Raw genomic sequence first — 10,580 nt, 5'->3', positions numbered from 1 at the left:
TAATTACCTGAGTTGTCTTTATCTGTATATCCAGTTTAATATCATCATATGAAAAATAAACGCGCTCTCTTATTTTCTTTATTGGTTTCTGTGATTAGCCTACTTGCTTTTATCCCCTTGGAAGATGGCGGGATAGAAAAGCTGGTTGCTTCACTACAACACTGGACGGATACCAATCCGCAGGAAAAGGTACACCTCCATATGGATAAACCTTATTATGCACTGGGTGACACGATATGGTTTAAAGCCTATGTAACCGTGGGCAGCAAGCACCAGTTGTCTGCCCAGAGCCAGGCAATGTATGTGGAACTGATTAGTGAACAGGATTCTTTAATTCAAACACTCAAGCTGCCTGTGATAGCTGGTTTGGGTATGGGTGATTTTACGCTGGATGATGACCTGAACGAAGGCAACTATCGCATCAGGGCATATACCCAGTGGATGCGGAATGCGGGTGAAGACTATTTCTTTGATAAGACTTTCACAGTGGGTAGTCCCGGAGGTGAGGGAGTAGTGGCAAAAGTGGATTGTCAGTACGAGCTGGTTAAGGATAAGCCAATGGTAATGGCCTTGCTGAACTATAAAGATGATGAAGGCAAGCCATTATCAGAGGAGGAGGTGAGGTATGAGGTCATTTTAAATAACAAAGTTATCTATACTAAAGCCCTAAAGACCGATGCTTCGGGCAGCATGTCGGTCAGTATGGCCAATGATGCAGCAATGAACGCAGGCAGCGGGTTTCTTAGGACTACTATCTACACCAAAGGTAAGAGAAAGGTAATCAAGACTTTTCCAATCAAAGCGGCATTGTCTAAGAGTGATGTGCAGTTCTTTCCAGAAGGGGGAACACTGGTAAGCGGGGTTATCTCAAGGATAGGTTTTAAAGCGGTGGGTATGGATGGAGCAGGCGTTCCGGTAAAAGGAGTGGTGCTGGATAACCTGGGACAGGAAGTGATCAGTTTCGATAGCCAGCATGCTGGGATCGGTAGTTTTGTGTTGAAACCCGAAGCGGGAAAGCAGTATAAAGCAAAGATAATTTATCAGGATAGTTCTGAGGCTTTGCTGGATCTGCCTGTGGCACAACAAGAAGGCTATACGCTTTCTGTATACCAGATCGAAAATGACAGTCTGCTGGTGCGTGTGAGTGCTTCGGCCGGGCTGAGTAAAAGCCCGAGGACTTTAGCACTGATAGCCCAATCGGGTGGGGAGACTGTGTATGCCTCAAAGGTAACCACCAGCAAACAGATCAATTCGGTATTGTTGCCAAAGAAAAGCTTTCCGACCGGTATCGCTCAGTTTACCCTGTTTGATGACAAGAATGAGCCGATCAGCGAGCGGATCGTGTTTGTCCGTAATCCCGATCAAATGACGGTTTCAGTTAAGACTTCAAAGAAAAGCTATAAGAGCAGGGAAAAGGTGGAGCTTGAACTGGAATCTTCTGACCCAACAGGTAAGCCTGTAGCAGGTAGTTTTTCGGTATCGGTGATAGATGAAAGCAAAGTGCCGGTGGAAGAGAGCATGGAGCGTACTATTTTTTCTAACATCCTCCTGACCTCAGATTTGAAAGGTTATATAGAAAAGCCCAACTACTATTTTACTGCTGATAATGATACAGTGAACAAAGCCCTGGATAACTTGATGCTCACACAGGGATATCGCAGGTTTAGCTGGAAGGAAATCAGCAAGGCATCGCCAACTGAAATGAAGCCCTTGTTCAAAGCAGAAAGCCTGGGTATGGAGATTTCGGGCAAGGTACTGACACTCGGGAACGATCCATTGCCCAATGGCAAAGTTACCCTGATGTCTTTAAGGAGCGGGATCCTGAGAGATACAGTGACGGATGCTTTGGGCAGGTTCAGCTTTCAGGATATGGTACTGACGGACAGCATCCGCTTTGCGGTACAGGCAAGGACGGAGAAAAAGGGAAAGAAAGTGGAGATTGTCCTGGATACTGTACCTAAGATAAACCTTGGCAAAAACAGAAACCTTGCTGCTGCCAGCACCAATATCTCAGGAATACTTACCAGCTATCTTGACAACGTAAGGCATGCGGACAAGGCGGTAGAGAGAATGGGAGGTTTGAGCAGGGTTCAGCGGCTGAACGAAGTAGTAATAAGGGCCAGAAAATTAAAAAACACCCAGTTTTCTGCACAAGGCATGTATAAAATACCTGAGGGACATGCGGACCAGACCTTTTTGCTGGAGAATGCAAATGCCTGTGCTTCCCTGGGGATTTGTTTGCAGGGGAGGCTTGCGGGTGTAAATTTCCTTTCCAACGGTATCGCAAGGAGTTATCCGCATAGTTACGTTTCCGGGAAAGATGGGGGCTGGAAACCCATGCAGGTGTTTGTAGACGGAAGACGGATGGAAACAGATATAGAAGTTTCGGATGTATTTGACAACAATGTTATTGACCCGACCGATATAGGAAAGATTGATGTAGTTAGAACTAACCGCGCGCTGATCACCCTGTTAGGTGGCCCGTCTATACTCATCATTACAAAAAACGGATACTTAAGGAAGCGGTATGATCCAAGTATAGTAAACATTCGTCCGAAAGGATATAACAAGGTGCGTGAGTTTTATTCGCCGAAATATGATTATAACAACAACGCAAGCCCGGTACCTGATCTACGGTCTACCATTTACTGGAATGCTAATGTAAAGACCCATGGACTCGGAAAGACGACCCTTAGTTACTATAATGCCGACGGTCCCGGTACTTATAAAGTAATTGTAGAGGGTATTAATGCAGCCGGCGAACTGGCAAGAACTGTTTACAGGTATGAAGTAGAGCAGGCAACCAGTGTGGTTCAGGCCCCGGTAGACCACACAAATAGTATTGTGGCATCGCTGGACAGTCTGCATAAACGGCTGCCCGGAGAAAAGGTCTATGTACACACTGATAAACATTATTATAACCTGGGCGACACGCTCTGGTTCAAAGCATATTTAATGAATGCAGCTAGTTTCACCGGATCATCCCGAAGTGGATTGCTCTATGTGGAAATGACCGACGATAGCACTGAAATAGTCAGGCGGATCAGCATCCCGGTCAGTAAGGGACTGGGCTGGGCACAGATTCCATTGCCCCGAAAGATCTTTCATGAAGGTGCATACACTTTAAGGGCGTATACCAACTGGATGCAGAATTTTGGGGATGACTACATTTTTAAAAAGCGGATTTACCTGGCAAGACCCTCTGTCAACAAATGGCTGGCACAGTCGAGCGCCAAGATCGTTACAGTAGAAGATAAAGACCAGTTGGAAGTAGCCATCCGCCTCAGGCGATTGGATGATAGTCCTGCAGGCAGGCGAAATGTGGAAGTGAAGATTTATGTGGCAGACCAGTATATCAGTAAACAGGAACTGATGACCACTCAGGATGGTGAATTAAAATTCAGTAGCAAGCTGAAAGATAAGGTAGACGGGGCAAATGTCAGGGTTGTGGTCAGAAGTTTGCATAAGAACGATGGCAGCCAGTTGCTGCAAGTTCCGTTAAAAATCAATCGGACTGAGAAAATAGATTTGCAGTTTATGCCTGAGGGCGGACAACTGGTGGCTGGTTTGAAGTCGGCGATTGCCTTTAAAGCAATAGCCGAGGATGGTAAAGGCACCGATATAGCCGGGGAAATATATGACAGCGCTGGCCAGAAGGTTAGTTCGTTCACTAGCTTGCATAATGGTATGGGATCTCTTGACTTTGTTCCAAAATCCGGAGAAATTTATACTGCTAAAATAACCAAACCTGAAGCTACAGAGAAAAGCTACTCTTTGCCATTAATAAATGCTGCAGGTACGATACTGCATGTTGCGAATAAACCTGAAAGTGATTCTGTTCAGGTTAGTATAAGTGCGAGTGCTGAAGCTTTAAATCCAGACAGTGTATTTTATCTGACTGCCACTTCAAGAGGGAAGATGTTGGTTATTCAACAGGTTGATCTTAACAAGACCAGCTTTTCTTTTCCTAAATCAAGCTTTCCTACAGGGATAACCAGGTTTTCTTTGCTGAAAGGCAAACGGCCGCTGAATGAGCGTATCATTTTTATTGACCATAAGGATCAGCTGGATATTAAAATTACCCCAGGTAAATTGACATTTGGAAATCGGGAAACAGCAGAACTACTGGTAGAGGTAAAGGACAAAAGCGGAGTACCTGTAAAGGGTAATTTTTCGCTGGCGGTAACAGACGATAGTCAGGTCAAGCGTGATAGTGTGGGCAATTACAGCATTGCCGCCAGTTTGCTGCTCAATTCGGACTTAAAGGGAACTGTGGAAAATCCCGGCTACTACTTAAATGGAGACGACGGGAGTTTGCCAGGGCTGGACAATCTGATGCTTACGCAAGGCTGGACAGGCTATGACTGGAGCAACGTGTTTTTACCTGCAACAGAACCAAAATTTCTGGCCGAAAAGGAGTTCAAAATTATGGGCCAGGTAACCAATATCCTTAAAAAGCCAGTGAAAGGAGCGAATATGCTTATTTCCTCTCAAAAGCCAAGTTTTATTACAACTACTGTAACCGATTCTTTGGGCGTATTCGAGTTTAAAGAGCTGCCGCAGATAGATTCAGGATCTTTTTTCATCCAGGCAAGGACCCCAAAAGGCCGGAGTATGAACTTTGGGGGAATATCTGTGTCTAAGTTTGAGCCTGCACCAGTTCCACCTACATTCCGCGACCAACTGATTCCCTGGTATGTAAATAGTGATACTGTACAATTAAACTACGTACAGAATTTTGCTATTAAGACAAAAGAAGAACCAATTAAACAGGAAGGCATTAGTTTGAATGAAGTGAAGATTGTAGCAAGTAAGATCATTAAAGGCTCCTTCAATAAGAATGGACCGGGCAAAGCAGATCTGGTATTTGACGAAAGGGATATCAAGGAATCAGGGGTGATGAATTTATGGGAGCTGATCAAACAGAAACTTCCGGGGATAAGAGTAGTAAAAGATGAGGGAGTACCGGCGCTGTTGTATAATGAGTACCTCGCAGTTATAGAAATTGATGGTGTCGGACTTCCCATGCAATTGAATGAGCCTCCCAAAGCAGACGAATTAAAAGCGGCAATCAGTGAGTTTCAGATCGCCAATATGGTCGGCATGGAGGTAATGTACTCGAGAAAATATGTACTAAATAAATACGCTATTTTTAGACCCGGCTCGCCTGACGCTTATCCTATAGAATGGAGAGATGACAATTCGTATCTGGTAAGGCGTGCAAACGGACCCAATAAAAAAGACAGGAGCCATGCAGTAATCGGCATCACTACCTTAAACAAAACAGGATGGCATATCAATGGCAGGCCTGACTGGGTAACACTGAGGCCATTACCAATTATGAAACCACAAGAATTTTATAGTCCGAAGTATACGATTAAGAATATCGGTGTAAAAGAGCCGGATTTACGCTCGGTTATATTTTGGGAACCCAATATTGTGACAGATGGTAGTGGGAGGGCGAAGGTTATCATTACTACCGCTGATATCCCTGGTACTTACAGTGTCAGCGTGGAAGGCAGCGATATGAGCGGAAGCATCGGCAGTGGAACAGGCAAGGTTAAAGTCAATCCGGTCTCCAGCCTTAGTAAGGTGCCATGATGAAGTATAGGTACCTCCTTATCATCCTTTCAGTTATCTCCCTTGGGAGTATGCTGGCCTTTATATCCCTGGAAGAAAGCCCGGTAGAAAGGATAATTGCTGCACTGGATAAATGGGAAGATACCCATCTGCAGGAAAAGGTCTATATACACACCGACAGGCCCGGGTATTCAATTGGCGATACCATCTGGTTTAAAGGTTACGTAACGATAGGCAGTAAGCATCAGTTGTCGGCATTGAGCGGGGCACTGTATGTGGAACTCGTAACTGAAAAAGATTCTGTGGCCCAACTGCTTAAACTCCCTATAACGGCAGGTATGGCAAAGGGAAATTTTGCTTTGACAGAATCGATGAAGGAAGGTAATTACCGGCTTCGGGCCTATACCCAATGGATGCGCAATGCAGGAGCAGATTACTTCTATGATAAGCTTTTCCAGGTAATGAATGCAACGAATGATATCGTCTTCACCAGTATAGATTATTCGTATACCACGTCCGGTAATGGCACTTACCTTACCGCAAATTTGAATTACACAGATTCAATGGGTAAACCGTTAACCTATCTGCCCATAAAGTATAACCTCAGGAAAAGCTATAATACCCTGTTTAAGGGAGAAGGGATCACTGATAATAAAGGCAAAGTAAGTGTGGTATTGAAAGATTTCAAGATCGATGAGATCAGCGGTACGCATCTCAATACTACTATTGAAATGGAAGAGTTTGCTGTGGTTTCTAAAAGCTTCCCCATAAAAATAATCGCGGGTTCAGCTGATGTCCGGTTTTTCCCGGAAGGAGGAGAACTGGTGAATGGCATCCGTACAAAAATTGCCTTCAAATCAGTAGGTCAGGATGGTTTAGGTTTGCTGGTGAAAGGGACCATAACAGATCAAACAGGAAATGAAGTGGGGCTGATTGAAAGTAACAGATTCGGGATGGGTGCTTTCCTGTTAACACCGCAAAACGGAAATCAATATCAGGCAAAAATTAATTATCCTGATGGCAGTACAAAAACAGTAAAATTACCTATGGCACGTGATTATGGCTATACACTGGAGGCAAGTTACGATAAAGAGGCAGATTTTGTTGCGATCAGGGTTGGCCGCCAGCTTCCATATCCTTCTCCGGAAGATGAAGTTTATCTGATCCTTCAATCGGGAGGTAACGTCAAATACAGTGCCCGCATGCCGATGAAAAATTCATCTGTTGTATTAAATATTCCAACGGGAGAGCTGCCATCAGGCATTGCGCAGATCACCTTATTTTCTGCCACCGGGGAACCCATGAATGAAAGAATCTTTTTTGTACAGCATAACGACCAGATGGACTTGAAGTTGGCTTCGAAGCAGGGAGTCTACAAGCCGCGTGAATTGGTAGAGATCAACCTGGATGCTCAGGACAGCAAGGGTATGGATGTCACTGCCAGTTTCTCTGTGTCTGTTGTTCATGAGGATACGGTTCCCGCAGATGAGCGGAAAGAACATACGATATTTTCTCATATCCTGCTCAGCTCAGATATTAAAGGGTACATCGAACAGCCAAATTATTACTTTCATGCCCCTGACAAGAAAACCAGGAAGGATCTCGACCTGCTAATGCTCACACAGGGGTACAGGCGGTTTAATTGGAAAAAACTGTTGGGCGACAAACCTTTTTCTGCACATTATATACCCGAAACAATAGTGACAGATGTGAGTGGCAGGCTGGTAGACCTCTGGGGTGCAAAAGTACAACACGGTAGGGTTTATATGATTAATAATAACCTGGGGCTCGTATTGAGTGAAGCTACTGATGAAGTTGGTCGTTTTAAGTTTAAAAATCTTATCATCACAGAGGGGCTCCGCTTTTCTGTGATGGGCCGGAAAAAAAATAACGGGAAGCGACTGGAGGTATTATTGGATAAATATGCATTACAGCGACTAACGGTAAATGCAAACCTGCCCGATATCCTTACAGATTTTAGAAAGGTAAAGAAAGCCATGCCGGAACAGTTAACGAAAGAAGAAGAGGCGCGAGTGCAGCGTAGTTTGGCACAGGGAAGATTGCTTAAAGAAGTAAAAATCCGGGCAGTACAGCGAACCCCAGGCATTAATACCATTAAAGGCCAGATTTCTCAAACGATCATTTTTGATGAGCGTGATTCGGGTAAGACAATTCTTAAAGCGCTCAGGGATAGGGCTATTTTGGATATAACATTTGTGCGTCGGCAGAAAGGTAGTTATGCAATTGGTACTTACCTAGCTATTGATGCATATATAAAACAGCAAAAAATGGACATAGTGATCAATGATTCAATACGGCACGAAGATTCTATTTTTGATGTGTTGGGATGGGATGTAGAGGATGTGATCAAAGTAGATATCGTCCGTTCCGGCGATGTGGTAAAACCTACCATGCTAATTTATACTAGAAGTATCTATGTCAGGAATCCAGTTGACCCCCTGGATCCAAGATCTCCTTCTAAATGGACACCCGAAATAGTCAATATTTTCCCTCGGGGATTTGACAAAGTCAAGGAGTTTTATGTGCCGCGATACGATGTGCGATATGCCGACAGCAAGGCCGATTTAAGGAAAACAGTTTACTGGAACCCATCTGTTAGCCTGAACGGGAAAACAAAAGGTATCAGTTTTTATAATGGCGACAGAAAAGGTAACTACCGCATAGTGGTGGAGGGGATTAACACCGAAGGTCAGCTGGGCAGGCAGGTTTTTCGTTATCGTGTAGAATAGGGCCGACCTTTAAACATCATCTTCTTCCAGATATATTTCGTGTACCACGAACTTCACCTTGTTAGATTTCTCCAGAAGCTCTGTCACGTCTTCCGAATGGATGTTATAAATCGTTTCCCCCGTATCTGGTATTTCAGAATTGGGAACAAGCTCGAAGAACTGAACGGCCAGGTCGGTATCCAAAGCTACTATCTTAATATAGTTTACGCCGTTGTCTTTCCAATCCTTCAGAATGCTCGAAGTAAAAAGGACATAAGGGTTTCTTTCGTCGTTTTCCATAGGCTAAAGGTAATCGTTATTGTTTTATGCAGAGGAGATTTATATATTTATTGCAAATGAAACCAAATATTCTTCTAACACTCATAGGACTCGCCCTGTGTCCAGCACTATCCAATGCCCAACAATCCAGGAATCAACCTATAGGCATGATCGATATGAAATATACCCTGACAACCGATGTAAAGGAAGCTCAGGGCTTGAAAACAGCTTGGGATGATGTGCATCTCGTAGCTACCTTACAGGGAATTGTGAATAGAAAAGAACCTTTATTGTACATTAACATGGTACAGAATGGCAACGTCAATGTTGACAATTATTGGTGGAATAAGTATCGAAGGACAGGAAAATGGCTGAATGGCCGGGATACTGTACTTTATCCTGATATAGTTGAATTAGTGAGCGCCTATAAAACTGCGGTGAAAGGGGTTGTTGTATATGATCCTGCCGTTGCCTCAACAAGCAACGTAGCTTCTTCCATATCAGGCATCGAAGACCTGCTTGCTATCCGCTATGATACTGCAGCAACAAGTCTATATACTAGAATAATACTTAACGGACCTAAACTACCTGTTAAAGTATGGCTGATAAATCCTGACGGTACCAGTAAATTTACGGCTGCAACGGGTAGTATACCGGAGACTTCAAGGGCTTCCACTGGTTCGGCAAAGAACGATGCCTATATCTGGTTTATGGAACACTACCTGAAGACGGGAAAATGCAATACGAAATATGGGGCCTACTATATGGACCAATCCTGGATGAAGAATCCCGGAGCTGCCGGACGAAACCACCATACGCTCTCCAATCATGATTTTTTCATAAGCCGGAAGGGGTTCTTCTTCGATCTCAGTCCCTGGGGAGACGAGCCCGCTACGGATGATAAGCTACAGAAGCCTGGAACAGATCTGAGTACACTTAAAGAATTCCTGCTCAGTGCATACCGCCAGAATAAGGGAAAAGAGTTTGCCTACCTGGGGGGCTTTCCGCCATGGGCATTTAAATATACCAAACATGCCGGCGGCAAGCATGCGGATGTAGAAACTGAATGGGAATATTCGAGGATCATCAGTGCCTACAATGCTTTTAAAGATGCCGATGCCATAGGATATGGAGCGCTGGCCAATGCTTCTTTCTGGCAGCATTTTCCATTGAAGAAACAGTATAAGCAGTCATGGGTGACGCATGCTGATCTGAAAAAGAAAGGATATCTGACACCAAAGGGAAAGGTAGATTTCAAAGGCCGCAATTTTATGATCTTTTACGTAGGCGATTACGATGCATCCTCTTGGGTATCACAGATGACACCTGTATTGTGGGACAACAAGGAAAGGGGCAAGGTACCGATGATGTGGAGTATCAGTCCGGTTTTGCAGGAGAGGGTGCCGATGGCGATGGATTATCTGCGCGAAAGCGCTTCAGAGAATGATTATTTCGCAGCTGCGGATAATGGTGCAGGATACCTGATGCCGGGCATGCTGCAGGCCCCACGTCCTATATCGGGTTTGCCAGATGGGATAGATGCCTGGACGGCACATAACAAGCCGTATTATAAGCGCTGGGACATTACCATCAGTGGGTTTATCATAGACGGGGAAGCGCCTGGATTGAACAAAAATGGCTTGGATGCCTATGCTAAATTTAGCCCAAATGGCATTGTGCCGCAAAAAACACCACTGACACTCCTGCATGGAAATATGCCGGTCTTAAGGTCGGACTCAGATGTGATGGATGATGATCCGGCCAAGGCCGCAGCGATGGTGATGGACAGGATTAAGAAGCGCCCTATACCTTTTCATTGGTTTAGGAATATTTTGAAAAGCCCTGAGTGGTATGTAAAGGTAGCAGAGGAGATAAAAAAAGCAGACCCAACGATAGTTTTATTGGATGCGCCTACGTTTTTTGAACTTTACAGGACTTATTTAAAGCAAAATCCGGAAGCAGCAAAAGGGTTGATCAAATAAGAAAAGGCAC

4 protein-coding genes are annotated in these 10,580 nt (G+C 44.4%); 3 read left to right on the top strand and 1 reads right to left on the bottom strand.

All coding sequences use genetic code 11. From position 1 onward, the window contains the following. Positions 1–48: 48 nt before the first annotated feature. Positions 49–5,601 carry a carboxypeptidase-like regulatory domain-containing protein gene (locus EZ437_RS15840; protein WP_131597039.1) on the top strand — a complete coding sequence of 1,851 codons (5,553 nt, stop codon included), beginning with the start codon at positions 49–51 and terminating at the stop codon, positions 5,599–5,601. Then, positions 5,598–8,330: a hypothetical protein gene (locus EZ437_RS15835; RefSeq protein ID WP_131597038.1), complete on the top strand. Its 2,733-nt coding sequence runs from the start codon at positions 5,598–5,600 to the stop codon at positions 8,328–8,330. Before EZ437_RS15840 ends, EZ437_RS15835 begins: the two co-directional genes overlap by 4 nt. Before the next feature lie 9 nt (positions 8,331–8,339). On the opposite strand, the gene EZ437_RS15830 is transcribed toward EZ437_RS15835, so the two are convergent. Further along, on the bottom strand, positions 8,340–8,609 hold the full coding sequence (locus tag EZ437_RS15830) for a hypothetical protein (RefSeq protein WP_131597037.1): 270 nt from the start codon (positions 8,607–8,609) through the stop codon (positions 8,340–8,342). 56 nt (positions 8,610–8,665) lie between these two features. Between EZ437_RS15830 and EZ437_RS15825 the strand changes: the two genes are divergently transcribed. After that, positions 8,666–10,570, top strand: a complete 1,905-nt coding sequence (locus EZ437_RS15825) for a GxGYxYP domain-containing protein (RefSeq protein ID WP_131597036.1) — start codon at positions 8,666–8,668, stop codon at positions 10,568–10,570. Positions 10,571–10,580: the final 10 nt, after the last annotated feature.

It is taken from the genome of Pedobacter psychroterrae, assembly GCF_004331695.1.
Lineage (GTDB): Bacteria > Bacteroidota > Bacteroidia > Sphingobacteriales > Sphingobacteriaceae > Pedobacter > Pedobacter psychroterrae.
The sequence above is the reverse complement of the archived record's forward strand: the minus strand, read 5'-3'. Positions and strand labels throughout refer to the sequence as shown.